21 protein-coding genes and 4 pseudogenes are annotated in these 23,975 nt (G+C 43.8%); 12 read left to right on the forward strand and 13 right to left on the reverse strand.

Going from position 1 to position 23,975, the window contains the following annotated elements:
- Window positions 1-14: 14 nt before the first annotated feature.
- Both AB4375_RS18235 and AB4375_RS18240 read left to right on the forward strand, forming a co-directional pair.
- Window positions 15-464, forward strand: coding sequence for a PaaI family thioesterase (locus AB4375_RS18235; protein ID WP_017065470.1), 450 nt, complete (start codon window positions 15-17; stop codon window positions 462-464).
- Window positions 465-498: 34 nt separating this feature from the next.
- Window positions 499-627, forward strand: a pseudogene (locus tag AB4375_RS18240) (ABC transporter substrate-binding protein); the annotation flags it as partial.
- A 42-nt stretch (window positions 628-669) separates the two neighbouring features.
- Here the strand turns inward: AB4375_RS18240 and AB4375_RS18245 are convergent.
- Window positions 670-873: a hypothetical protein gene (locus AB4375_RS18245; protein ID WP_017059106.1), complete on the reverse strand. Its 204-nt coding sequence runs from the start codon at window positions 871-873 to the stop codon at window positions 670-672.
- A 364-nt stretch (window positions 874-1,237) separates the two neighbouring features.
- Between AB4375_RS18245 and pnuC the strand changes: the two genes are divergently transcribed.
- The 3 genes from pnuC to AB4375_RS18260 all read left to right on the forward strand — a co-directional run bounded on the left by pnuC (window position 1,238) and on the right by AB4375_RS18260 (window position 3,514).
- Window positions 1,238-1,972: a nicotinamide riboside transporter PnuC gene (gene pnuC / locus AB4375_RS18250; RefSeq protein ID WP_017069647.1), complete on the forward strand. Its 735-nt coding sequence runs from the start codon at window positions 1,238-1,240 to the stop codon at window positions 1,970-1,972.
- Between the two features lie 8 nt (window positions 1,973-1,980).
- Complete coding sequence (locus AB4375_RS18255) at window positions 1,981-2,709, forward strand: nucleoside phosphorylase (protein WP_372052224.1); 729 nt, start codon at window positions 1,981-1,983, stop codon at window positions 2,707-2,709.
- A gap of 124 nt (window positions 2,710-2,833) precedes the next feature.
- Complete coding sequence (locus tag AB4375_RS18260; RefSeq protein ID WP_017072032.1) at window positions 2,834-3,514, forward strand: Crp/Fnr family transcriptional regulator; 681 nt, start codon at window positions 2,834-2,836, stop codon at window positions 3,512-3,514.
- Window positions 3,515-3,666: 152 nt separating this feature from the next.
- On the opposite strand, the gene AB4375_RS18265 is transcribed toward AB4375_RS18260, so the two are convergent.
- From AB4375_RS18265 to AB4375_RS18290, 6 genes are all read right to left on the reverse strand, one after another.
- Entirely contained in the window at window positions 3,667-5,370 is a 1,704-nt protein-coding gene (locus AB4375_RS18265) for an FAD-dependent oxidoreductase (protein WP_372052225.1), read from the reverse strand.
- A 268-nt stretch (window positions 5,371-5,638) separates the two neighbouring features.
- Window positions 5,639-6,541 (reverse strand): VirK/YbjX family protein, encoded by a 903-nt coding sequence (locus AB4375_RS18270; RefSeq protein WP_136974869.1) that lies wholly within the window; start codon window positions 6,539-6,541, stop codon window positions 5,639-5,641.
- Between the two features lie 320 nt (window positions 6,542-6,861).
- On the reverse strand, window positions 6,862-7,005 hold the full coding sequence (locus AB4375_RS18275; RefSeq protein ID WP_017059112.1) for a hypothetical protein: 144 nt from the start codon (window positions 7,003-7,005) through the stop codon (window positions 6,862-6,864).
- Between the two features lie 25 nt (window positions 7,006-7,030).
- On the reverse strand, window positions 7,031-7,306 hold the full coding sequence (locus AB4375_RS18280) for an HU family DNA-binding protein (RefSeq protein ID WP_017059113.1): 276 nt from the start codon (window positions 7,304-7,306) through the stop codon (window positions 7,031-7,033).
- Window positions 7,307-7,664: 358 nt separating this feature from the next.
- Window positions 7,665-8,360: a VC0807 family protein gene (locus AB4375_RS18285; protein ID WP_017059114.1), complete on the reverse strand. Its 696-nt coding sequence runs from the start codon at window positions 8,358-8,360 to the stop codon at window positions 7,665-7,667.
- A 321-nt stretch (window positions 8,361-8,681) separates the two neighbouring features.
- Window positions 8,682-9,254 carry a YceI family protein gene (locus AB4375_RS18290; protein WP_017069838.1) on the reverse strand — a complete coding sequence of 191 codons (573 nt, stop codon included), beginning with the start codon at window positions 9,252-9,254 and terminating at the stop codon, window positions 8,682-8,684.
- A gap of 276 nt (window positions 9,255-9,530) precedes the next feature.
- On the opposite strand from AB4375_RS18290, the gene AB4375_RS18295 reads away from it, so the two are divergent.
- A complete protein-coding gene (locus AB4375_RS18295) occupies window positions 9,531-10,247 on the forward strand; it encodes a DUF1826 domain-containing protein (RefSeq protein ID WP_372052229.1) in 717 nt (238 codons plus the stop codon).
- 343 nt (window positions 10,248-10,590) lie between these two features.
- Window positions 10,591-12,477, forward strand: a complete 1,887-nt coding sequence (locus tag AB4375_RS18300; protein ID WP_017069836.1) for a methyl-accepting chemotaxis protein — start codon at window positions 10,591-10,593, stop codon at window positions 12,475-12,477.
- Window positions 12,478-12,583: 106 nt separating this feature from the next.
- On the opposite strand, the gene AB4375_RS18305 is transcribed toward AB4375_RS18300, so the two are convergent.
- A complete protein-coding gene (locus tag AB4375_RS18305; RefSeq protein ID WP_017069835.1) occupies window positions 12,584-12,985 on the reverse strand; it encodes an ACT domain-containing protein in 402 nt (133 codons plus the stop codon).
- A gap of 145 nt (window positions 12,986-13,130) precedes the next feature.
- Complete coding sequence (locus AB4375_RS18310; protein WP_017069834.1) at window positions 13,131-14,024, reverse strand: LysR family transcriptional regulator; 894 nt, start codon at window positions 14,022-14,024, stop codon at window positions 13,131-13,133.
- Window positions 14,025-14,184: 160 nt separating this feature from the next.
- Between AB4375_RS18310 and AB4375_RS18315 the strand changes: the two genes are divergently transcribed.
- From AB4375_RS18315 to AB4375_RS18325, 3 genes are all read left to right on the forward strand, one after another.
- Entirely contained in the window at window positions 14,185-15,084 is a 900-nt protein-coding gene (locus AB4375_RS18315) for a Vmh family MBL fold metallo-hydrolase (RefSeq protein ID WP_017066263.1), read from the forward strand.
- 328 nt (window positions 15,085-15,412) lie between these two features.
- Entirely contained in the window at window positions 15,413-16,210 is a 798-nt protein-coding gene (locus AB4375_RS18320; RefSeq protein WP_241823399.1) for a TauD/TfdA family dioxygenase, read from the forward strand.
- Between the two features lie 256 nt (window positions 16,211-16,466).
- Window positions 16,467-18,515 (forward strand): response regulator, encoded by a 2,049-nt coding sequence (locus AB4375_RS18325; RefSeq protein ID WP_017069832.1) that lies wholly within the window; start codon window positions 16,467-16,469, stop codon window positions 18,513-18,515.
- A 150-nt stretch (window positions 18,516-18,665) separates the two neighbouring features.
- Here AB4375_RS18325 and cqsA read toward each other — a convergent pair whose 3' ends face one another.
- Together cqsA and AB4375_RS18335 are read right to left on the reverse strand one after the other, a co-directional pair.
- The gene (gene cqsA / locus AB4375_RS18330) at window positions 18,666-19,847 is read right to left on the reverse strand and encodes an alpha-hydroxyketone-type quorum-sensing autoinducer synthase (RefSeq protein ID WP_017069831.1); all 1,182 of its coding nucleotides are present in this window, start codon (window positions 19,845-19,847) and stop codon (window positions 18,666-18,668) included.
- Window positions 19,848-20,129: 282 nt separating this feature from the next.
- A pseudogene (locus AB4375_RS18335) lies at window positions 20,130-21,415 on the reverse strand (PLP-dependent aminotransferase family protein); the annotation flags it as partial.
- Between AB4375_RS18335 and AB4375_RS18340 the strand changes: the two are divergent.
- Window positions 21,406-22,137 (forward strand): annotated as a pseudogene (locus AB4375_RS18340) (DMT family transporter); the annotation flags it as partial. The pseudogenes AB4375_RS18335 and AB4375_RS18340 sit on opposite strands and share 10 nt — an antisense overlap.
- Before the next feature lie 117 nt (window positions 22,138-22,254).
- On the opposite strand, the pseudogene AB4375_RS18345 reads toward AB4375_RS18340, so the two are convergent.
- Window positions 22,255-22,392 (reverse strand): annotated as a pseudogene (locus AB4375_RS18345) (GTP-binding protein); the annotation flags it as partial.
- 449 nt (window positions 22,393-22,841) lie between these two features.
- Here AB4375_RS18345 and ihfA point away from each other — a divergent pair.
- Complete coding sequence (gene ihfA, locus AB4375_RS18350) at window positions 22,842-23,138, forward strand: integration host factor subunit alpha (RefSeq protein WP_004734853.1); 297 nt, start codon at window positions 22,842-22,844, stop codon at window positions 23,136-23,138.
- A gap of 172 nt (window positions 23,139-23,310) precedes the next feature.
- Here ihfA and AB4375_RS18355 read toward each other — a convergent pair.
- Window positions 23,311-23,975, reverse strand: a 665-nt coding sequence (locus tag AB4375_RS18355) for a glycine betaine ABC transporter substrate-binding protein (protein ID WP_372052226.1), incomplete at its 5' end; no start/stop codon positions are given.

Below are 23,975 nucleotides of genomic sequence, written 5' to 3' on the forward strand. Positions count from 1 at the left end.
GGGTAAAGGTAAGTATGAAGGTTTTCATTCCACACAATCATCGGCGTTGCCAAGTGTGCAGCCAAGGTTTTTTCAACGACAGCGCCATTTGTTTTGAAGCTATTGGCGAGCATGACACTTTAACTAAGCATGAGGCAGTAGCTAAATATAAAACCAGAGCCAAGATTGTACCAACAGATAAAGCTGAGGGCTACGATGGCATCATGCAAGGTGGCATTGTCACTACACTGCATGACAGCGCGATGTTGCATTGTCTATTTCAGAATGATATCAAGGCGATGACGGTGAGTTTAACCTCTCGTTTTCATCATCCGATTTTGATTGGTCAAGAACTGGAAGTTCGTGCCCAGTGGGTGAAAAGTAGACGTAATATCTACTTCCTAGAAAGCCAAATTACTCAGTGCGGAAAGTTATGTTCGTCGGCACAAAGTCAGTTTATGTCAGTTTCTAGCTATCAAACTTAAGCTTGGTATAGCGGTGTTGTTTTATCAGTTATAAAAGTCCAACTACGGTTTCATAATCACTGAAAATAACGTGTACGAAGAAGAGATTAACCGCGCCCTGTCGAAGATTCGTGAGTCACGAAAGTGGCGTAAAATCTTGGTCGATTATTTCGCAGATCAGTAATCGAAATTAGAGGCTTATTCAAAAGCTTTTGGACTTTCGCCGTTACAGTTGATCTGAATCTGAGGCCTTGATCTTTTTGAAGTATTTAAATGCACTCCAAACCGCGTAAGCCGCAACCCCTACAATCAATGCCGAGCGAAGGAGAATAGGCGCATCATGCTCAAGTTGACCAACATGAGGAACAATACTGGCAAACAATCGACTGGTAAAAAGCAGCCCCATTACTAACATAATTACTTTATTCATGTGACCTGCCATTCAATTGAGTACGTTGCACAGAACGAGTTTTGGGGCGATTACACGGTTAACACGCCAGACAACGATTCTGCTCGAAATAAAATCATGCGCTTCTCAAACGTAACCGTCAATGCGATATCGGCGTTAAGCCAGTAAGCTAAAATTTCGTTTTTGGAAGGGGGCTGTTCTGGTGCTGGAGTTTCGAGTTCGAGACTGTGGGAGGGCTATGACATCTTCCCGTGAAATTGATTTTCCGGATTTAATATTCTGATTTATGACCGCATGCATTCTAGGGGGGACAAATGTCCTCCTTTTTATTTGGAGAGGCGCAATAAAATAGGTGCCACTAAAACAAATAATAAAGGACACATCTATGGACCTATTCGCTCTACTTGATATCAACAATACTTTAGTCAATATCCCAATAGGGGATGGCTACGCAATGAGCTGGATTGAAGCATTCGGCACCGTGTTTGGTTTGTTGTGTATTTGGTTTGCAAGCCAAGAAAAAACCATTAACTACCTGTTCGGATTGCTGAATGTCACCTTATTCGCGGTTATCTTTTTCCAAATTCAGTTATACGGACTGTTACTTCTACAACTCTTTTTCTTTTGCGCCAACATTTACGGTTGGTACGCATGGACACGTCCTAATGAGCAAGGTGAAACGCTAGAAGTTCGTTGGTTGAGCCAAAATAAACTAGTAGCAACGGCCGTAGCGTGTGCGATTTCTATTGCTTTGTTAACTATGTACATCGACCCATTCTTTTTTGCGCTAGCAAACATCGCGGTAGATAGCCTGAATCTATTTGGTGCGGATTTAGCGGAGCCAGTGCTTGAACCGGATGCGTTCCCATTCTGGGATGCCACGATGACCATTCTATCTATTGTTGCTCAAGTTCTTATGACACGTAAGTATGTTGAAAACTGGATACTGTGGATTGTGATTAACATTATCAGCGTTGGTATTTATGCGACGCAGGGTGTGTACGCAATGTCTGTTCAATACGCAATCTTAATGTTTATTGCGGCAAACGGTACTCGTGAGTGGGCACGCACGGCTAAACGAAACAGTGATAAATCGTTAACTCAAGCAACGGCTTCTTAGGAGTGAAGATGGCAAAGCAACCTCATATCTGCGTTGATGAAACGCAAATTGCTCCGTTAGTTATTGTTTGTGGTGAGCCAGATAGAGCGAATCGAATCGCTAACTTGCTTGAACATGCTGAACTGGTCTCTGAAAACCGTGAATATCGAATCTTCACTGGTCAATATCAAGGGAAAGCGATATCAGTTTGCAGCACTGGTATTGGCGCACCTTCAATGATCATTGCGGTAGAAGAACTTAAGTTTTGTGGTGTGACTCATATCATCAGAGTAGGGTCTGCAGGTGCGATGCAGTCACATATCGGGCTTGGTGAGCTAATTATTGCAGAGGGCGCGGTTCGCGATGAGGGTGGTTCTACCGCTTACGTTAAGCCGTCGTATCCCGCCTATGCAAGCTTCTCTCTGCTTAAAGAGCTAGACAAGTTCTTGCAGCAGCAAACAACACCTTACTATTTGGGCACGGTACGCTCACACGACAGTTTTTATACCGATGACGAGCAGGCGCTTTGTCAGTACTGGAATGGCAAAGGCATTTTAGGTGCAGACATGGAAACATCCGCGCTGTTTACCGTGGGACGCTTGAGAGGGCTTAATGTCGCTTCTATCTTGAACAATGTTGTCTTGTACGAACAAGATGTAAAGGAGGGCGTTGGGCAATATGTCGATGAGGCAGAGGTAATGATGCAAGGAGAGCGGCTAGCATCTTTAGCGGCACTGGAAGCATTAATTGCACAATAAGGTTCTGGCGAAAAACAACAATAAAAGCGACGGGAGACCGTCGCTTTTATTGGGTTCTCTCCTGTGGTTTAAGTGGTTACAATCGTTTGAATATAAACAGCAGTAATGCAATGAGAGAGTAAGTATGAAGATTGCACCATACTCAAGCGGACGCTTTAAAAACTACTTAGAACAAAAAAGCTCTGAATTTAGAGATCTCATCTACCAACACCAAGTTAACTCTCGTTACTTCAATCAAAATGATGAAATCCTACGTCAAGGTGAGCAGCTTCAGTATCTTTATGTAGTGCCCGCAGGAAGAGTCTCTATGAGTATTTCCGCGGCTAATGGGCGACGCTTTCAATTGGGCGAAGTTAATTGTGATTACCATATCTTCGGTGAGATGGAGTTTTTCACGCAGACCCCTTGTCAGTGGAACGTAGTGGCTGATGAACACATGCAAGTTGATGTTATTTGTATCCAGAAACTATCAGAAGCGCTACATGAAAATCCGGAGATGATGTTCTTTTTCGCCTCTGCATTAGCGGAAGATTATCAAGACTCTATGGGCATTTACACTAATCGTCTTTTACACTCAATTACCTACAACATTGCCTACGACTTATTGGTTCAAAGTCAGACAAATACTGTGTTAGGCGGTTTCGATAAAGTGAATCAAGAAGCGGAACGTTTTGGCACATCGAGCAGAGTGTATCGAAGAGCGGTTAAAGACCTATTAGACAAGGGTTTCATCAGAAAAGGAGATCAAGGGTTAGAAATTGTCGATCAGCGAGCACTGCAAGCTTTTATTGACTCCTACGAATAATAAAAGAGCTTGGCACTTACTTAAATGCCAAGCTCGGTTTTTCAATGTTTACTATTAACTACTCGCATCTATTTATGAGCGACTTTCTCTCAGCAACTAGCAACTAGCCCGTAAGTGTCCGCGCACCATTACCGGCGACTAAGTATTAATCCTTAAGCTTTTGCATACATGAGTGTTCTATAACCACCGATTAAGTTGCGTGCTTTAAAGCCGTTGTTGACGAGTTGGCGATAAGCCACGTTACCACGTAACCCGACTTGGCAGTAGATTACAATCTCTTTGTCTGCTGGGAGCTCACTCATTCGATCACGCAGTTGGTCGACAGGAATGTTGATTGCGCCTTCAATAAAGCCACCATTTTCTAGTTCGCTAGGGTTACGAACATCGAGTAGGAGTTGGTTGTCGCTTAATGTTGCAATCTCATCGAAATGAATAGGTGTCGCGTCACCTTTAATAATATTGTTGGCAACAAATGCGGCTTGGTTGATCACATCTTTGGCACTGCCATACGGCGGCGCGTAAGTGAGCTCAAGGTGTTGAAGCTGCTCTACAGTCATGCCTGCACGTTGGGCAACAGCCATCACATCAATTCGTTTATCGACACCATCTTTGCCCACTGCTTGCGCACCAAAGATTTTGCCTGTTTTTGGATCGAACAACATCTTGAACGAGACAATCTCAGCGCCAGGATAGTAGCTAGCGTGGCTTGCGGTATGCACATAGACTTTTTCATAGTCTACGCATTCGCGCTTCAACTGTTTTTCATTTTTCCCTGTTGAGGCAACGGCGAGGTCAAAAATCTTACAGATAGCCGTGCCTTGTGTACCTTGATAGGTTTCACTGCGTCCAAGCATATTGTCGGCAGCCATACGACCTTGACGGTTAGCAGGGCCAGCAAGCGGAACTAGAGTTTGTGCACCTGTTACAAAGTCTTTTTCTTCCACCGCATCACCCACAGCGTAGATGCTAGAATCGCTGGTCTGCATCATTTCATTGGTGTAGATACCACCTAGTTCACCAATTTGAAGTCCTGCTTCTTTGGCCAACTTAGTCTCAGGGCGCACACCGATAGCCATGATTAAGATATCAGTGGTTAGCGATTCACCATTGCTGAGAGTAAGATTTAGTTCACCTTCAATATGCTGATGTTCAGTATCTTCACCAGAGCCGATGCTGGCTATCTGCTCATTCGGCATGTACTCGATCGCTTGAAGAGCAACGCCTAGTTTAAGGTCAATACCTTTCTCGCGAATTTCAGCGTGAGCAAAACCAGCCATTTCACGGTCGACAGGTGTCATCACCTGATCTGCCATCTCAATTAGCGTGGTTTTAATTCCCAATTGGTGGAAGGCTTCCATCATTTCTAGACCGATGAATCCACCACCGACAACCGTTGCGTGTTCTGGCTTGTTCATCTGGATCGTTTGAATGATACGATCCATGTCTGGAATGTTACGTAGCGAATGGGTTAGTGGGTTATCAATACCAGGGATTGGCGGTACGATAGGACCTGCGCCTGGGCTAAGGAGCAAGAAGTCGTAGCTTTCAGTATACTCGCTATTATCCAATAGGTTCTTAACAGTAACCTGCTTGTTGTGTCGATCAATGGAGATGACTTCGTTCATCACACGAACATCAACGTTAAATCGAGCTAAGAAGCTTTCCGGAGTTTGCAGGAGGAGCTTGCTTCTGTCCTTAATGTCGCCACCTATGTGGTATGGCAAGCCGCAATTGGCGAACGAGACGAAACTTCCTCTTTCGAACATGATGATTTCGGCATCTTCATTCAAGCGACGAGCCCGCGCGGCGGCGGATGCACCTCCAGCTACGCCACCGATGATTACAATTTTAGTCATACGTTTACCTATTACTGTCTCTAAGTTTAACTATACAAATTGCCGAGCATAGAGCTTGTATCTTCTTAATGATCAGTACTGGCTGGTCGCCGGCGATTGAGTAGTTTTCGAAATACCTAGATACTATAAAGATGTAAATTAGCATTGTCTAATATTTATTTTGAAGCTATCACCTCGGGATTGAGCGTTTGGTCCAAGGGCTGTGATTAGACTAAAGCACGCTAGTAAAGGTAATACGCGTTAGCGAGTCGAGTACAGGTTAGCCAAATTAACTGTCATGAGCATAATGAACAGGATCACGGATGTGCTGACTGATTACGTTCTTCAGATCTTGTTCATACAGATCTAGCCAGGCATAACGCTCGCGATACAACTTACGCTTTTGACGTTTTAGAGCTTCAAGATCTTTCCTGTTCGGGTTTGTCGGGAGACGATAGAAATAGTTATCATGCACCTGTCCATCGTGCTCTTCCCACAGACTGTCGTATTTAAGGCTGATGTCTTTGTTTTTCTTACCGTAGCGTAATGAGTTCGAGACATGACCAGACTCTTTTACCGCATAGATATTGTCGATACCCAAGTTAATAGCGAGCAGTCGTAGTGTTTCTACCATGAAGGATTTAGGTCTTAAACCGTAAAAAGCTTTGGTGAATGTGCGACTAAATCCATTGTCATTGGCGCCACCCTGTATACCGCCGATGTAGATGTTGTTGTCGAAAACAGTAAACGAAATGGTATACATTTTTTCGAGTTGAGAGTTGGTCAATGAAATTGTCAGTTCACCTTCTTTTCTCGCGTTTCTTTCGAAGCTGAGATTAACCAGATAAACGTTGTCATCTATCTCAAGTTTTAAAAGATTGAGCCTTTCGTTATAGATTTGGTGTCTAGCTTCTGTTGCGAAGGTGTTTTCAAACCAGTCGTAGTGTTTGGATAAGATATCGGTCTTTTCTTTATTGCTAAAGCCAGTACATAAGTAGGGAGTCACAAATTTAGAAAGGAAGTTGGGTTGCTTGATAAATAATAACTTTCTCTCTTCAGAGTTGAAATTATTACTCATTTTTCGAGTAGCTGAATAATAAAACAGGGCTCGAATAGTAAACTTAACTATCGCTTTGTACTTACCCTTATTTTTATGGGTATTTGCTTCAATCCCCATGCGAACGACATTCATAATCACCTCAAAGAAGAAGGATTGCTCGAACATAGTCGTGTCATGAACCCTTCCAATAATCTCACCAATAACAAGAAAATGATGATAGTGAAAAAGGTGATTTGGGTAAGTATGGATATGTATAGCTATGTAACTCAATCAGTTACTTAGCGTTCAGATTTTGGACAGATGTGTTTGTCGCTTTAGTGGGGAGGGGTATCAATGTTATTTATTAGAGGCGCTTGCTCCTAAATCAAAAATGCCACTACAAATCTGCAGTGGCATTAGAACGATAACAAACTATCACCTTGCTTAAACCTAAACATTAGTTCTTATATAAACTAAAGTTCTAACAGTTTAGCCAGTTCACGCTCTTCGAGAAGCTCTTCAATGCGTTGACGAGTCTTAGGCGTTTCGGCTTGCGCTTTAGTCGACTTGCCTGCTTTTTTGCTTCGGCTCGTTTTCGCTTTTTCCTTAGTCGTCATCGTAATCTTCCTTGTGTTTTTTGTGTTACAGGTTGCACGTCTCTTTTAGTGCCTTGCCCGCTTTAAATGCTGGCGTCTTTGATGCGGCAATCTGAATCTCTTCTCCGGTTCGCGGGTTACGACCAGTGCGAGCAGCTCGAGAGTTAACTTTAAAGCTACCAAATCCAAGGATCGATACGTCATCACCGTTCGCAAGCGAAGTAGAGATACCTTCAACTAGCGCATTTAGTGCTGTGCCTGCTTGGTCTTTTGAGATGTCTGCAGAAGTCGCGATGTGTTCAACTAATTGAGATTTGTTCATTATCTATATTCCTTATTGAGTACGGCTGGCGTCTACCTTTAGCACCTAGCTTATGCGATCTTATCAACAGCAATTGAAATAATGTCAGTGAGCGGGTAGAGCTTTGTAAAGTAACCAACAGAATTGACTATAAAAGCATCTGTCGGTTCAATCAATGCAATTCATTGATTATTATTGGTTTATAGACATGTTGCCCAAATTTACTTGAGAAAAGAGCATTAGGGTTGCCCGTTCGATTCATAATCCAAATCGAAGCTGTCATCTATCACGTTGACAAACGAAACTGCAAAAACAAAGAAGCCCAGCTTAATTGCTGGGCTTCTTTGTTGTGCAGTCAGAGCGATTTGTTAATTCAGAACTATTTAGTAATAAAAATTTGTTCTGTTTCTAGTGATGTCATCGTGCGAACTTGACGCCAAATGTAGTAGAAAATACCTAACATCATCAGCATGCTTGGGATAGCGATTGCTGGGTAGCTGTAAAGTGTCAGCTTGCCAAGTTCTTCATTAAAGGCAGCGGTGCCAGCAGGGCTAGTCACAATCCAAGTCGCTAGGAAGTAGTTCATAGCTGAAGAAAATGCGAAAGTACTCGCGAATAGGTAGTTGGATGTCATTAGACAACGATCAAACTTTGCTTGGTTACCGAACTGCTTTAGGCGCTCTTCAATAAGAGAGATATTTAACAGGGCCGGTGTGAAGATAACTTTCTGGATAAACGGGTAGCGGGTGAAGGTTGAGCCAAGAACCGCCAAACCAATTAGACCAGGGATTAATGCTTCTTTTAGTGCTAACCAACGAGTGTCTAGCTCAAAGAAACCAATACCGCCCGTCAATAGCACGCTTACAAAGCCGAGCGCAGCGATGAAGTTGAACTTCTTATTGCGGATTAACTCCATGCCACCATAAGCAATAGGGAAGGCAAGGGCAACAAGCAAAGCTAAGCCTGTTCCGAGATGCTCATCTCCACTGAACTTCATTAAAATGAATGAAGGAAGAAAGACGTTAAACACGACTTCGAAAAGAGGACTCGATTTTTTGTTTTCTGTGTTACTCATAATTTCTAAATACATTATGTTATGGATTTGTTCTCAGGGATTGTTGTTTACCTCGCCCAAGATGTAAAGCCTTAAGGCGTCATGCTGTGTAACGACATGTGACATCAACGACATCTCTGAGCCTATATAACGCTCAATTTAATACTTTGTGAGGGATGTTTATCTGGCCGACTTGGGGAAATCGAGTGGAAATTTTGGTTTAGTTTATTCAAACCTAATTCAGTTTATTGCGTTGTCGCGTACTCTTACTCACATTCACCGCTCTCAAACGATCGATGAATGTGAAATGAGGGAGAATAGAAAGGAATAGTTATAAGTCCATTATTGGTCGAAAAGTAGGTTAAAGCTTAAAGGGATTTGGTCGGAAATCGCTAATCCACCCACGGTCGCTGAAAGTTTGTTTAGATTCTCTGTCGAGATCCCAAAATCAGCGCCGTTGACGATGATTGTCGAAGCTGAGCTAACCATGACAAACCCTGAGGATGGAACCACCACAACTGGGAAGTCGATCGTTTTGGTTACGCCGTGTAAAGTAACTTCCGCTGCTACTGTTGTTCTTTTTGGATCACCAGATAGCATCGACGGTTCAACCTTCCCAGAGATCTTCACTTCAGGAAAAGTCATCGATTCAAAGTAGAGTTCATTCAGTCTCTGGTCACGAATAGCGACTCCGGTGCTCACGCTTTTCAAGTCCAATACTATTGAAAACTGACCCTCTTCGGTAAGTCCTCCAGACATAGGTTTGATGGATGCGGGCTCGACAACAAACTGCTTTTTAATGGTCGCGAATGTGATGTTCGATAACTTCGGATCTAATGTGTAGCCCGACTCCGCGAAAGATTGAGCGGAGATAACGGTGCATAGGAGGCCGAATGTAGAGATTAGTTTTTTCATAAGTTGTCACCAGATTGATGAATTCACAGGTTTACGTTCTTGAGTCGTACGTTTTTAAAATGACTTTTTGGAAAGAGTGATTGAGAGAAGCTTAGTTCAGCATTCGAAAAATTACCGCAGGAAAAGAAGAGCGTCGCTGTATTACTGGAATCATGATCGACGAAGTGACTTGTTTATTTTTAGCTATGTTATAACATAACCGAAATTACTCTTGCCAAGAATAATTATTCTGTTGGTAAAAGGGAAGCGATGAGCATGTATCAAGGAGACGACGTAATGAATGCCGTGTTAACCAAGCCTTTGGCTACCAATAGCAGCCAGCCACTCAACATTAGTTCAGCTGTGAGTATTCAGGATAAGGCAAATCACAAGCCAAGCTTGAGTGCTTCTGAGCAGCCAACGGTATTTGCGGATATCTACCAAAGTGATATTAATATAGCGGTATGGCAGCGACAGTTTGATGAAGGCTTAACGACGGCAATTAGTGAATTTATCGCCTTGAATCCAAACTTTAGTAAGTCTGTTAGCGTGTCACCTGAAAATGCTTTCGATAAGTTGGAATTTGCCACCGATGGCACCGCCTCTAAAGCGCTGTTAGAAAACATGGCAGAGCTGGTGGATATGTTCTGTTGTTTGTTTGAGCTTGAAGAAGTCGGGTTGCGTTTAGCCGTTCTGAATCAAGCGATGTGCCCACGTTTCCATTTTGATCAAGTGCCTTGCCGCTTGGTGACAACTTATCATGGTGTTGCGACTCAATGGTTACCAAACGACTTAGTCGACCGTTCTAAGCTAGGGCTAGGGGCTAACGGACAGCCTGATTCTGTTTCAGGCCTGTACAACGACGAATCTGACATCCAGAAAATGGCTAGTGGTGATGTTGCGTTATTAAAAGGGGAGCGTTGGAGTGGCAATGAGAATAGAGGCCTTGTTCACCGTTCACCAGTCACTTCATCTGACGAAACACGATTGCTGTTAACGTTGGACTTTGGTTGATCAACTTTTGACTACTTTGTCCGCAACCTGTTTCTATTCAGACGTTCAACACGTTTAAATACCTTCCTAATGATCTAACGGTATAGCGCGATCTGTGCCGTTATTATTCTCAAACAGAGACACTCATCAGCTGACCATGTTTAGCACATTAATTCAAAATTTAGAGTTTACCATTCTCTAAATCAATGGGTTACGATGCGTGCACTTACTCACATATATCAATATTTCAGTTCCTCATCGGTTTCTTAATTTATTTTAAAGCGTAAAATATATCCCGCTTGCAAACCGCTTTGGCAATCAATTTGTTCGCCACGGTTTATTACTTCCAAATTATAGGTTTCCTATGTTCAAGAAACTCTCGCTTAAAAATAAGCTGGCGATTTCAGCCAGTATGGCCATTATCCTGGGGGGGATTTTGGTCGAGGCATTGTCTTTTCGTGCTTCACTGCAAAGGTTGGATATTGAAGTTGAACAGCGCTTAGAGGGCGCATCGGCTTCGTACAATCAATATGTATCGGATTGGATCTTATCCAAAGAGCGTGCGCTTACTTCTCTTTCGAAAGAGTCCAAACAAGAAAGCTTGGTGACTCATCTAAAACAGGTTCGTGACTCAGCCTCTTTTGATAATGTCTTCTTGGCATTTCCTGATGGTTCGCAAAAGAACGCGAACGGTGTTGTGTTGCCACCGGGCAATGATGATCCACGCGTATGGGGTTGGTACACCAACGCGGTAGCAAACCCTAGTAAGGTGTTCATGGATAACCCTACGGTTGCTGCAGCAACTGGGGCGAACGTTGTTTCATTAGGAACAGCAATGCAACTGCATGGGCAACAGGTTGTGTTGGGTGCTGATGTAGAAATTACAGACATCTTAAACAGTCTAGAGCAGGTGATTCTTCCAGGTGAAGGTTACATGTTCATCGCGACCAATAAAGGCACGGTTTATACGCACCCTGACACCAAGTTACTGAACAAAAACATCAGCTCACTTGGGTTAGATTTTGCGGACGTACAAAAGGCGCTGACTAGCGGTAAAGACACTTCTATCGAGTTGAATGGCAGCGACTATGTTCTGTACGCACGTGCGATTGATGGAACGAGCCTGATTACTGTGAGCGTTGTTAACCATGACTCTCTGGTTGCGCCACTATTTGATGCAGTGATTGGTCAAGTGTTGGTGACGCTACTTGTGGTGATCGTATGTACCATACTGTTTAACCTGTTGTGTACGATTCTATTCCGCCCGTTGAACCACGTTTCTCAAGCACTGGCGCAAATCGCGAATGGTAGTGGTGATTTAACTCAACGCATTCATGTTGAAAACCAAGATGAAGTGGGCGAGTTGGCTCATAACTTCAATACCTTTGTTGGAAGCTTACAGCAGTTGATTGGCCATATCCGTGGGCAGTCAGAACAGCTAAACAGCCAGTCAGAGCAAAGTGCTCAGCGTGCGAACCGTTCGGTGGATGAGCTTAATCATCAGCAGCAAGAAATCACTATGGTCGCGACGGCCGTAACTGAAATGGCGAGCGCCACGCAAGAGATAGCATCGCATGCCGAGCAAACAGCAAAAGCGGCGCAAGATTCAGCGACAAGCACTAACAGTGGTCACGCTCTGGTTGTGGATACCAAAGGTTCAATCAATAACCTAGCCAATGAAGTTAATGAAGCGGGTAGTGTGATTAGCGAACTTAACAAGCATGCTCAAGAGATCTCGACTGTACTCGCAACGATTCAAGGCATTGCAGAACAAACCAACTTACTTGCTTTGAATGCAGCGATTGAAGCGGCTCGTGCTGGTGAACAAGGTCGTGGATTTGCTGTGGTAGCGGATGAAGTACGTGTGCTTTCACAGCGTACCCACTCTTCAACGGAAGAGATCAAATCAACAATTGATATCCTGCAGCGTACAACGGCGCAAGCGGTAGAGCTGATGGAGAGCAGTTCTAAGTTGGCAATACATTCAGTAGAAGATGCCGATCGAGCTTCGCATGCGCTTGAAGAGATCAACACGGCGGTTGCTTTGATCAGCGATATGGCGACTCAAATCGCGACGGCTGCTGAAGAGCAAACACATGTGACGGGTGAAATTACCCAGAACGTGACGACCATTAAAGATGTTACCGACCACCTAGTTGTGGGCGCACAGGACAGCTTAACTGAGTCGAACGAACTTAAGAGCCAAGCCGCTGGCTTAAGTGACAAAGTGGCGACTTTTAAGCTTGCTTAACAGGTTCGCTCACTGATGCCTGATCAGTGAGTGCACGTTAAGCAATAAGCCAAAGCGACGTAGATTACGTCGCTTTTTTTGTATTTGTGAGTAATCGAATTCTTTACTAATCTACTTCTGAAAACTCTTTCAGCGCACTCATTGCAGCTTCTGCTTTGTCTTTTTGAACGAAGATGTGGTCGTGATAGTAGCCCGCAACCACGTTAGCGCTAATGCCGTAAGAGCCAAGCTTTGTCGCAAACGCCGCCGTTAATCCAACCGCTTCAAGGCTCGAATGTACCGATAAAGTGATAAGGCTAAATACACCGTCGAAGTTTAGCTGAGCTTTGGTCGCAACGTCTTCTTCCAGAACCAGCGTTAAACCTTCTTTCTCACGAAAAGTTGAGATTGGATTGAGCTGAACATAGTCTGTTAACGCTCCGTCGACAGTACAGAAAACATAGTTGCCTTCAATGAGTTCTGGTGACATGGACTTTAACAAAATGTCTAAATCGGTAATGGCAGTCATAGTCAGTTTCCCTGCGTTAATAAGCTAATTGATGATGTATGCAGTCACGATAGAAGCAACTGACAGTTAAGTAAAATTAATGATTTTAATTCTGCATCAGTTTTACTAATGGCAAGTTTTCCTCCTTAGTGATGGCATCGTACTTCTACCAACTTGTCGATTGTTCCATCTCGTCAGATAAATGGTCGATAAAGGCTCTTAACAGCGGTGTGACTTGTTTACGCGTTCCATAAATAGCATGAACACCGAGCGTTTTAGGTTGCCATTCAGAAAGCAGTGGCACTAATAGACCATCACGCATCAAGGTTTCCACTGAAGGGAAGGGCAGTAAACAGATACCGTTGCCTTTGAGTGTGGCAGAAAGCAGAACCTCTGAGGTGTTTGCACTGATATTCCCTTTAATCGGAACCGATTCGAGCCCATTGGGGCCATTGAACGTCCAAGCGGTTTTGCCAAAGTAACTGAACGATAAACAGTTGTGGTGCGCTAGATCTTGGGCTTCTGTGGGTGTGCCTTTCTCTTTTAGATATTGAGGCGATGCGCAAATCACGGAGCGGCATTCACCGATCTGCTTCGCGACAATATTGGGCGTCAGTTCGTTGGTTATGCGAATGGCCAAATCGATGCGTGACTCAACCAGGTTGACGGTCTGATCAGTCGAGATAATGTCGATAGAAACCTCTGGCCATTTGGCGATGAAGCGACTAATTGATTCCATCAAGAAGCTATCGACAATCGAGTAGCTCGCAGTAATACGCAGCTGACCTTTTAAATGCTCTCGGTTTTGGTTTCTGATCCCAGCTAGGGATGTTTCCAGTGCCAAAAGTTCTCTGGCGACCTCAAGTGTTTCTTTACCTGCGCTGGTTAAACTCAAGCTTCGTGTTGTTCTGTGAAGCAAGCGTGTGTCCATCCATGCTTCTAACTCACCCAAATAACGAGTGACCTTGGTTCGTGAGAGATCAAGGTGCTCTGCCGCTGCGCTTAAACTGCCACGTTCCACTATGGTGACAAAGACATTCATTGCCTCGAGTTTATCCATTGTTTTATTGCCTAGAGAATTAAACCGACCTCAGTATATGTCCGAAAACTGCAACAGTTAAAGTTAATTTGATGTCTATTTCATCTAAAAACAATCAAATAAGATATTTGGACATTCAGCGAGTTGGCAGGTGTTCAACTCCAAATATCGGAATAAAGCCATGAATACGTTATCGAAAACCCTGTTATCAAAAAGCATGCTTTTAGGAACCATAAGCCTAGGAACCGTGCTGGCATCAAGTGTTGCGCTAGCGACAGAACTGAACATTACTCACTATAACCCCGGCGAGAACGCGATATTCCCGGCAAGCTCGGTATTGGTCTCGGGTGAGAAAGAAGTGATTCTGTTTGATGCGCAATTTAGTGTGGCTGATGGACAAAATTTGGTGGAGCAAATCAAAGCGACTGGCAAAAAATTATCGATGATTTACATCAGTAGCGGCGACCCAGATTACTACTTTGGTTTGGAACCGATAGTTTCGGCATTTCCTAACGTTAAAGTCGTTGCCAGTGAAGCCGTTGTCGCGCATATCAAACGCACCAAAGATGCAAAGCTTGAATACTGGGGGCCTATATTAGAAGGCAACGCACCCTCTAAGGTGATTGTTCCAATGGTGATGAACGACACAACATTAAGCATCGAAGGTGAAACCATCGAAGTGAAAGAGATAAATACACACCAAGCTTACCTATGGGTTCCGTCTGAAAAAACGGTGTTTGGTGGCGTGTCGGTGTATAGCGGTGTGCATGTATGGATGGCAGATACTGCATCGAAAGAGATTCGTAGCCAGTGGTCACAATCGTTGGAGCGTATGAAAGCACTAGAGCCAGAGGTTGTAATTCCGGGTCACTATTTAGGTGAAATGCCAACAGGAATAAATGCAGTTCACTTCACGAAGGATTATGTGGCTGATATTGAAAAAGCGTTGGCGAGCAAAAGTAATCCAACATCGGTCGAGATCAGTGATTACATGAAGAAAGCCTACCCGAAATTTGAGGCTACGGAAGGCGATTTAGAACTTGGCGCGAAAGTGCTAAGCGGCGAGATGGCTTGGCACTAGAGTTGATTATCTCGGTTGTGTCCCAGAACAGTCTGAAGATTGTATGCTAGATTTATTGGTGATACACAACTGGAGATATCGATGATCTGGCTTTCAGTGAAAGTACTACAGATTGGACTTGTCTATGGATACAGGAAGTATCAAAAAACGAAAAGAGCTCCAGCTTAGGAGCTCTTTTTTTGTTTCGGAGAGACGACTTTCTATTTCAAGTGAGAAAGAAAATCAGCATTTACCCGGTTTACTGTTAGTAGTCAGATTAGCCTAGTAGCCAGATCCGCCCTGCAACTCAATATCACCAATAAGCGAAAGTATGTTGAAAATATAACCCATTACTCCTCACATCGGCGCTCGTATTCACGAACTAGAGCTTTCTACATGCAGTGCTGATGAACTCGATAAGGTGTATCAGGCACTTATTGCCCATCAAGTGATCTTTCTCGACGGGCAGACTTTGTCTCCAGAACAACACTTGATGATTGCACAGCGCTTTGGAACGTTAGAACCTGCACATCCTTTCTTCCCTCACGTGGAAAGTGCGCCACAGGTGAGTGTGATTGAAACAACCCGTGGCAATGCGCCAAAGGAAAGTTATTGGCATACCGACTTAACGTGGCGCAGCTTGCCGTCGAAAGCTTCCCTGTTGCATGCTCAACACATTCCAAGCATTGGTGGTGACACTATCTGGTGTTCTATGACTGCGGTTTTTGAATCTCTACATGAAGATATGAAAGCTAAGTTGAGAGGGTTGTCGGCGACTCATTCGCTTGTGGCCTTTGAAGGTATAGAATCAGAAGACATTGATCTCGATTGGCACAAATCCTTGATTAAAACAGCACAGGAGAATCCGCCAGTGGTTCACTCTGTTGTTCAAGTTCATCCTGAAACGGATAAAGAAACGCTCTGTATCAATGAACAGTTTACTCGTTATATCAACGAACTCGACCGCAAAGAGAGTGATGTTTTACTCAGCCAACTGTTTGAAATTGCGAGGCGCCCTGAGTTTCAAGTTCGTTTCAAATGGGACAACGGCTCAATGGCGATCTGGGATAACAGGGTAACGCAACATTACGCAGTGATAGATTACGGGGATACTCCAAGAAAAATGCATCGAGTAACAGTGACATAGCAGTAAGCTGAACACAGTTATCAAAAGAACACCGCGCATGCCCATCCCTGAACCAAGCACTCGTACTTAAATTTAAGCGTCAGCAGGGTGCATCATTCATCTACGCTTAATAATAAAAACAAATGCGTTGGTACATATTTGATTGAAACCTCACTGCTCGGACGTGATGTGTAATATAATCGGCGCCAAAATATAAGTATAAAAACCAAATCATAGAATTAATAAACGTCAGGGCTTAGAGAGCAAAGTATTTCGTATGAACGCGATTCGTAAAGTTTACCAGTACGCAGAACCGAATTTAACCCTCGTGGGTTGGATGGGCTTTGTCGGCTTCCCAATTTACTACATTGTGTGGGAGTTTTTGTTCCCGCAACCCTACGAAAACTTAGCGCTTCGCCTGTTTTGCTCGGTATTGTTCTTTGGCATTATATTTCGCAATCGCGTCCCATTTGAATGGCGAAAATACCTTCCGGCTTATTATCAAGTTGCCGTAACTATCTGTTTGCCAGGTTTCTTCTTCTACATGCTGCTAATGAATAATTGGTCCAACGTTTGGGTTATGTCATTCATGTCGGCTATTTTCCTCCATATTTTATTGGTGCACGTGACGAGAGTGATGTTTGCACAAACCTTTGCCGGTATTGGGATTGCTACCTTGTGCGCTTGGATTGCACAAGGCTTCTACCTCGAACTCACAATGGATTGGACGCATGTGCCAATCTTTTTGTTTATCTACTTATTCGGCAACTTGTTCTACTTCCGCAATCAGGTGGAACATGAAAACAAGGTGTCATTGGCGAAGTCTTTTGGTGCGGGTATTGCCCATGAGATGCGAAACCCTCTAAGCGGATTACTTACCTCTATTGATGTCATGCAGTCCATATTGCCGAACCCTAAAAGTGGCGATCAAAAAGGGCAATATGCGTTAAGCAATGAAGAAGTGATTCAGTTGCGTGAAGTGGGCGATGAAGCGATGGAGATCATTCATTCCGGTAACGAAACGATAGATCTGTTACTGACTTCAATTGATGAAAACCGAGTCTCTCGATCTACGTTTAAGAAGCATTCAGCGCAAGCGGTGGTTGAGGATGCGATAGACAGTTTCAATTACAAGCGCTCTGCTGATAAATCAGCAATCTCTTTAGACGTACAGAGTAACTTTGATTTCTTGGGTAGCGACACTTTGTTGAAGTACGTGATGTATAACTTGTTCAAGAACGCATTCCACCATCGCAGCCCTGAAGATTTTCATATTCATGTCACCATGTGTAGTGATGAAGTGGCCAATCAAATAATGGTTACCGATAACGGATCAGGCATCTCAAATGATGTGATTCGACGCATTTTTCAGGACTTTTATACTACTGGCCAATCGGGTAATTACGGCTTAGGTTTGCCATTTTGTCAGAAGGTAATGCGCTCGTTTGGTGGTGAAATTAAATGTCAGTCTGAAGTGGATCAATGGACACAGTTCACGATGACTTTTCCGTCTTTGTCTTCCCATTCGGTGAAAGAAATCAAGAATGAACTGACTAAACTTAAGACTGTGCTAATGGTGAGTGACCAGAAAGTTCTCACCAATAAAATGACTGAGGTAGCCCGTTTTATGGGGTTTGAGCTCACGGTGTTGGATGTAGCATCAGCGCTTAAAAATAAGGAATACCAGTTCGAATTCGACTTGATATTCGTTGACATGGAGAGCTTGGATTTAAGAGCAAGTTGCCTCGATAGGGTTGAATCTTTACTTTCATTCACTGAAGCTCGAATCATCTATTTGTATGAACATCACCCAATTAAACGTGTCCGAAACGTTGCTTTTGAACCTATTTGGGTGGAAACACAAGTTTGGCTACTGAATACCAAGGCGACCATCGAACGCTTACTTTTCGACTCCAACTATGTGATGCCATCAGTTTCTGTAAAACCGTTAGAGGCTACCAATAAGCGCACGATCATGGTGGTCGATGATAACGAATCTCTGCGCCGATTTACCGCGATGTTATTGGAAAAGCAGGGTTTTGATGTCGTACAGAAAGAAGATGGGCAACAAGCCTTAGACGCGTTGGATAGCGATGATATTGATTTAATTCTGATGGATATCGAGATGCCAATCATGGACGGTGTTGAAGCTTCTCGTCGAATTCGAAGCGCTAACAAAGCATACTCTTCAGTGCCAATTATTGCTCACACGGGTGACAGCTCGCCAGTCACTTTAGAGAAAATGGAATCGTCAGGCATGTCAGACTTTATTGTTAAACCTGCCGATAAAAACCGACTGTTTGATAAAATTGCTCACTGGATTTAGCGGGTGTAATAGTCTGAAGTTCACGGCCATTGGGTAGACATAGATTCAAGAAAGAGCTCAGCGAATTGCTGGGCTCTTTTTGTATCGCGACATGATAGCGTCCATTCAGTCCTGCCGTTGGTGTTGGTTATAAATATGGTTTGAACAAGGTTACACGAACTCTAACTCGGGGTGATGGTACGCTTCGTGACAAACCGTGAGCACATGGTCAATGTCTCTTGGTGTCATATCGGCATTCACTGAAAAACGGATGATGTTTTTGTTCTTGCCAGTCGCAGGGCGGCAGAATACTGCACCGAACACATCACGCTGCTCTAGGAAGTCACGCACACGTTCAGTGTTTCTTTCATTGCCGCACTCTAGCGCTACAATTTGAGACTCACTGCGGATATTAAAGCCAATTCGCTTTAGCCCCGTAGTCAGCGATTTTGCCCGATTGAATAAGGCTTCTCGTTTGTCTTCCGCACCTTTGATCACCTCCAACGTTTTCTCTAAACGAACCACCTCTTGTGGTAACACCGTCGAGCTAAAAATCGCAGGGTACGCGACAAACGGCAAGGTTCTAGACAGTTGTTTAGGACCAAGGATTGCCCCGGCGCGATAAGCAAAGGTTTTTGCCAAGCTAACGGTGATGAAGTCTACTTGGTTGGTGAGCCCTAATGCTTGTACTAAGCCTGCACCATTTTCTCCATGTGTACCCAGTGAATGGGATTCATCAACGACGACCGCACAATCAAACTCTTGCGCCATTTCGTAGATGTCGCGTAGTGGGGCAATGGTGCCTATTGTGCTGTAAACAGAGTCGACAACAATGACACCTGAGCCGTGGCGCTCTAACTGTTTGCGTAGGTGATTCATATTGTTATGCATAAACGGATGGGCAACTGCGCCGGCAGCCCGAATCCCTTCCCATAGCGACATGTGTGCAAGGAAATCAATATACACAGGTGTGCCCGGTGGGCAGATGGTTTGCAATAGCCCAATATTGGCCGCCCAGCCCGATTGAGAAAGCAAACAGCTCTCCATTCCAACATAGTTCGCAAGCTCAGTTTCGAACGCAGGTTTAGACTGATCATCTTGTAAGAAAATGGCAGACATCACCACGTTGTCATCGTGCTCACAGATCGCCGCTTGATGGGCTTGTTGGATCTGTTTGTTGTGTGACAGCGCTAAGTAATCATTGCTCTGCATCACAACGGAATTACGCTGGGGGCGTTTACCCAATACTAAATGCTTCTGGCTTTGGTTCTGGGTAATTAGGTCTTGAATATAGAAGTTCAAGCGTTCTTCGATAAAGGAAGGTAGTGGTTTGGTTTTTGTTTTATCACTCATAATAGTTCTCTTCAAATACAGGAAAACGCCAGCGCTGACGGCTGTATATTGACGATTAAAAGTGAGGTGTCATTAGCCAAGTTGCATATTTTTGTGCGTGCTTGCAAACTCAGTATTTAAGGGTTTTGAGGCGAGTGATTTTCCTTACGGTTCGGGGCTTTAACCTAGTTCAGATGGGAATAATAGCCTTCTTTTTTATGATAAAAGGCTATTAAAATTCGGTGTTCGAAGGCATTTAAAAAAGCGGATTTTGAAAGGCTACGTGCTACGTGCTACGTGCTGTTAGCTGTGAATATGGATAAGCTCGATTAAGGCATCCAATTGCTGCTTGGCTCCACCCTCTAACGAATACCCAATATTGATGCGTAAGCAATTGCTGTAAAGGTCGAGAGTGCTGAACAGGTGTCCAAGCCTAATATCAATGTTCTGGTCGGCAACTGCCTGAGCAAAGGTTGCTTGGTTTAAGTTTGGGATTTGCAGCCAAAGCACCATGCCACCTTGTGGATTACTTATCTTCACATCTTGAGGAAGGTGCTGAGCCAAATAACTTAGGTATTGTTGGCGCAAAGACAAGATCTGAGTGCATCTTCTCCTCACGTGCTTAGCGTATTGACCAGATCCAATAAAGTCAGCAACCGCAAGCTGAGTGGGCAGGGCAACGCCGTAGCTCGCAGCTGAGAACTGAGCCTTGTATTCGTTGATAAACCTGCCCGGCAAGCACCATCCTAAACGGTAACTCGGTGACAAACTTTTCGATACTGATCCACACCATAAGACAAAACCGCCTTTGTCGTAGTATTTCGCGGGGAGCGGCGTGTGTGAGGAGTAGGACAGTTCCAGATACACATCATCTTCAATGATCGGCACTCGATAGTGATTCGCTAATTCAGCCAGTTTCTGCTTTTGAGTGGCTGACATGTTGATCCCTTGAGGGTTCATATGAGAGGTACAAAAGATCGCGGCATCGACTTGTTTATTTTTCAAATGCGCTTCCAGTTGTTGCAAGTCGACACCATCATCTAGAGACGGGATCTCGATGATTTTTCGCGACATTTGTCCGAGCAATTCCAGAATACCGTTGAAACATGGCGAGCTAATAGCGATGGTGTCGCCTTCTTTAGTGCAAGATTCAAGTGCGGCCTTAATCGCAGACATACAGCCAGCCGTAATCACCATCTCTTCAGGTGAAAAGTGCACATCGAGCTTGGCAAAATGAGTGGATAATGCCTGTCGTAAAATCGGCTCGCCTTGTGTATCTGGGTAATGGTTGAGCCTACTTCCCATCCGTTTAATAGCGCGACGAAAACTTCGTTCCAATTCTACGATCGACTGCTCATCATTGGTGGTGCTCGAAACCCCTAAAGGTCCGCTGATTGAGTTGTGGGTCGAAGAGGTTTGCTTAACACTCGATATCTTACTCTCAAACTGTGCCCACTCTGGGGTTGAGTGAGCAGGTTTATGAGGAGAAACAAATATCCCGCTTGCGGTCGAGAATGAATCCAACCTTGTGATTCCAGTTTTTGGTAGCAGCTCACCACGGTCGACATGCTGATCGCCTGTTGCTTGGCGCTACTTAGTCAGTTATGGCTTTGTGTTCGGTGTGGGTATCTGGGGTATGGCTTCATGGTCGATCACTGCTGGTTTATCGTCTGGGCTTTCATCGGTCTTGCTTTCAACCAACGTATTAATCGGCATGGCGGTTGGCGTGTGGTTGTTCAAGGAGAGTGCTTCTATTCGTAAATTATTGGGTGCGATGCTAGCTATGTGTGCATTGGCGGTATTGGTATCTGCAGCTACGGGTAATGTCACCGTTAATGGCGTGATCTTGATTATGATTGCGGCGTGCAGTTGGACCTTGATGGGCGTGATTGTTAAGGCATCGAAAACCACTCAAGCTTTTGCGTTCAATGTCTGGGGGATGCTGTTTGCTCCAGTGCCATTAGTGTTATTTTCCGTGATGTTACACGGTGACCAAATAATCTGCCAGGGCATCGAACAATGGGATTGGAACACGACGATTGCGGTGCTGTTTCAAGCTTACCCAACCACGCTATTTGGTTATTGGGTATGGAATAAGCTGCTAATCCAATACCCTTTAAGCACGACCGCGCCGTTAACCTTGTTAGTGCCTATCTTCGCATTGATTAGCGGTTACTTTATGTATGATGAGGTGCTGTCTGTGGCTCAGGTTGTTGCATCAATACTGTTTCTTGTCGGGATTGGTTTGATTGTGAAACCTGCGAATGTAACGAATACCAAAGCGACACAAACACTTGCTGAACAAAAATGATTGAAGAAAGCTGATATTGCATGAGCAGCTTTGAATGACAAATAAGACCTCGCACTTGTGAGGTCTTATTCTATGTCGAAGAAGTGAAGTTATTTAAATAACCAACTTACTAAGCAATCAACTAACCATACACGCAAGTAACTGGCTCTCAAGATCATATTCTATTTCTAGACCGATCATTTCTATTCTGATTTCGATACACTCATCGAGTTCTGATTCCGTCAAGCCATCCTCTGTTAAGTTGTAACCGAAAACCTCAAAGGAACATAGGCTTTTATAAGTGAATTCGAATTAAATTCTGAAATGATACAAACCTTATATTTAATAACGCTTATTTAGTAACCTTTGTTGAGTCCCATATCAAATCAAGTGGCTGATTTTATTGGGTATCGGAGAAAAGTCTCAAAAATTATTATTTAGTTCGCTAAAGTTTTAAATTCTATTAATGGTTGTTTGTATGGGATATAACTCCATTTCGTTACTGTTGAGTAGATGGTTTTTAGCTATATATGTGAAATTTGAAGCGAGTTATCTTTCTGATTTGAAAGAATAATTAAATAGTTAAGATAAAAAAGTTGGCGAAAATCAGAAGCTTGGCATACACTTTCCTTGTAAATGACCTTATCTCATTGATTGAATAGGGTAAATGCTTTGGCGCTACTGGCGATGGTAGCAATGTTTAACATAGCTTTGAGGAAAGTTTTATGGCACTCACGAAGGCCGATTTGGCTGAGAACCTGTTTGAGACACTCGGATACAGCAAGCGGGATGCCAAGGAAACGGTGGAAGTGTTTTTCGAAGAAGTTCGTAAAGCGCTCGAAAATGGCGAACAGGTAAAACTGTCTGGTTTTGGTAATTTTGATCTTCGCGAGAAAAACGAGCGACCTGGTCGTAACCCGAAAACTGGTGAAGACATTCCAATTTCTGCTCGACGTGTTGTTACTTTTAGACCGGGACAAAAACTAAAGGCCCGTGTCGAAAATATTAAAATCGAGAAGTAGCCAAGCAATAGACCACGCCTAGCGTGGTCTTTTTGTATCTGCATAGAGTTTAAGCTAAACGCATTTCTTTAATTTTTAGTAACCTTTCTCAAACTCCATCTATTTACTGTCCGGTAAGAACTTGCTTTAGATGCGAAAACAGAGGCTAGGCCTCTGACTTTGAATCTTCACTCTAAAGGGCTTGTTGAACCTTACTTGCGATGTCTTCAGACACCCAAGGCTTCCATACCTGTGGTGAGCTTTCTAGAAAGTAATACATGGCTTCTTCGGCGTCGGCTTGGTTGTCTTCCATCCAGGCCAGCAACTCACTCATTTGTTTATTGGTAAAACCACGCTTTTCAAAGTATTGGTAGGCAAGAGGTTCGTTATTAGCAAAGGCTTCTGTGGTGATTGTGTGAACCGGTGCTGGTGGATACATGGTCACTTTAGGAGATTCACAATCAGGTTGTGTCGTACAGTTACGGAATTCCTCAATGTCAGTACCACTTCCGAAATCAACCTTCACCATTTCATACTTACCTAGCACAGGCGTAGGCGACCAGTAATATCCAAACCATGCTTTTTTGCGTTCGTAAGCTTTCGCTATCGTACCTGCTAAAGCGGCGCCTGAGCCGGGATCAACCATTTCAAAATTGTGATCTTCTAACTTAAGCGCATCGAACAGGTGACCGGAGGTAATCTGACAAGTCCAACCCGCAGGGCAGCTATAAAACGCAAACTTCTCATCATCTTCTGGGTGTTCAAACAGCTTTGCGTTTTTAATCACACCTTCAATGGTTGTAAGCTCTGGGTACTGTTCAACAAGGTAGTTTGGTACCCAGAAACCTTCTTCACCGC

The organism is Vibrio sp. 10N.261.51.C6 (genome assembly GCF_041471785.1).
Lineage (GTDB): Bacteria > Pseudomonadota > Gammaproteobacteria > Enterobacterales > Vibrionaceae > Vibrio > Vibrio crassostreae_C.

Coding starts and splice junctions, on each gene's coding strand:
- AB4375_RS18235 (WP_017065470.1), top strand. CDS start 15: ATGAAGGTTTTCATTCCACACAATCATCGGCGTTGCCAAGTGTGCAGC.
- AB4375_RS18245 (WP_017059106.1), bottom strand. CDS start 873: ATGAATAAAGTAATTATGTTAGTAATGGGGCTGCTTTTTACCAGTCGA.
- pnuC (WP_017069647.1), top strand. CDS start 1,238: ATGGACCTATTCGCTCTACTTGATATCAACAATACTTTAGTCAATATC.
- AB4375_RS18255 (WP_372052224.1), top strand. CDS start 1,981: ATGGCAAAGCAACCTCATATCTGCGTTGATGAAACGCAAATTGCTCCG.
- AB4375_RS18260 (WP_017072032.1), top strand. CDS start 2,834: ATGAAGATTGCACCATACTCAAGCGGACGCTTTAAAAACTACTTAGAA.
- AB4375_RS18265 (WP_372052225.1), bottom strand. CDS start 5,370: ATGACTAAAATTGTAATCATCGGTGGCGTAGCTGGAGGTGCATCCGCC.
- AB4375_RS18270 (WP_136974869.1), bottom strand. CDS start 6,541: ATGAATGTCGTTCGCATGGGGATTGAAGCAAATACCCATAAAAATAAG.
- AB4375_RS18275 (WP_017059112.1), bottom strand. CDS start 7,005: ATGACGACTAAGGAAAAAGCGAAAACGAGCCGAAGCAAAAAAGCAGGC.
- AB4375_RS18280 (WP_017059113.1), bottom strand. CDS start 7,306: ATGAACAAATCTCAATTAGTTGAACACATCGCGACTTCTGCAGACATC.
- AB4375_RS18285 (WP_017059114.1), bottom strand. CDS start 8,360: ATGAGTAACACAGAAAACAAAAAATCGAGTCCTCTTTTCGAAGTCGTG.
- AB4375_RS18290 (WP_017069838.1), bottom strand. CDS start 9,254: ATGAAAAAACTAATCTCTACATTCGGCCTCCTATGCACCGTTATCTCC.
- AB4375_RS18295 (WP_372052229.1), top strand. CDS start 9,531: ATGAATGCCGTGTTAACCAAGCCTTTGGCTACCAATAGCAGCCAGCCA.
- AB4375_RS18300 (WP_017069836.1), top strand. CDS start 10,591: ATGTTCAAGAAACTCTCGCTTAAAAATAAGCTGGCGATTTCAGCCAGT.
- AB4375_RS18305 (WP_017069835.1), bottom strand. CDS start 12,985: ATGACTGCCATTACCGATTTAGACATTTTGTTAAAGTCCATGTCACCA.
- AB4375_RS18310 (WP_017069834.1), bottom strand. CDS start 14,024: ATGGATAAACTCGAGGCAATGAATGTCTTTGTCACCATAGTGGAACGT.
- AB4375_RS18315 (WP_017066263.1), top strand. CDS start 14,185: ATGAATACGTTATCGAAAACCCTGTTATCAAAAAGCATGCTTTTAGGA.
- AB4375_RS18325 (WP_017069832.1), top strand. CDS start 16,467: ATGAACGCGATTCGTAAAGTTTACCAGTACGCAGAACCGAATTTAACC.
- cqsA (WP_017069831.1), bottom strand. CDS start 19,847: ATGAGTGATAAAACAAAAACCAAACCACTACCTTCCTTTATCGAAGAA.
- ihfA (WP_004734853.1), top strand. CDS start 22,842: ATGGCACTCACGAAGGCCGATTTGGCTGAGAACCTGTTTGAGACACTC.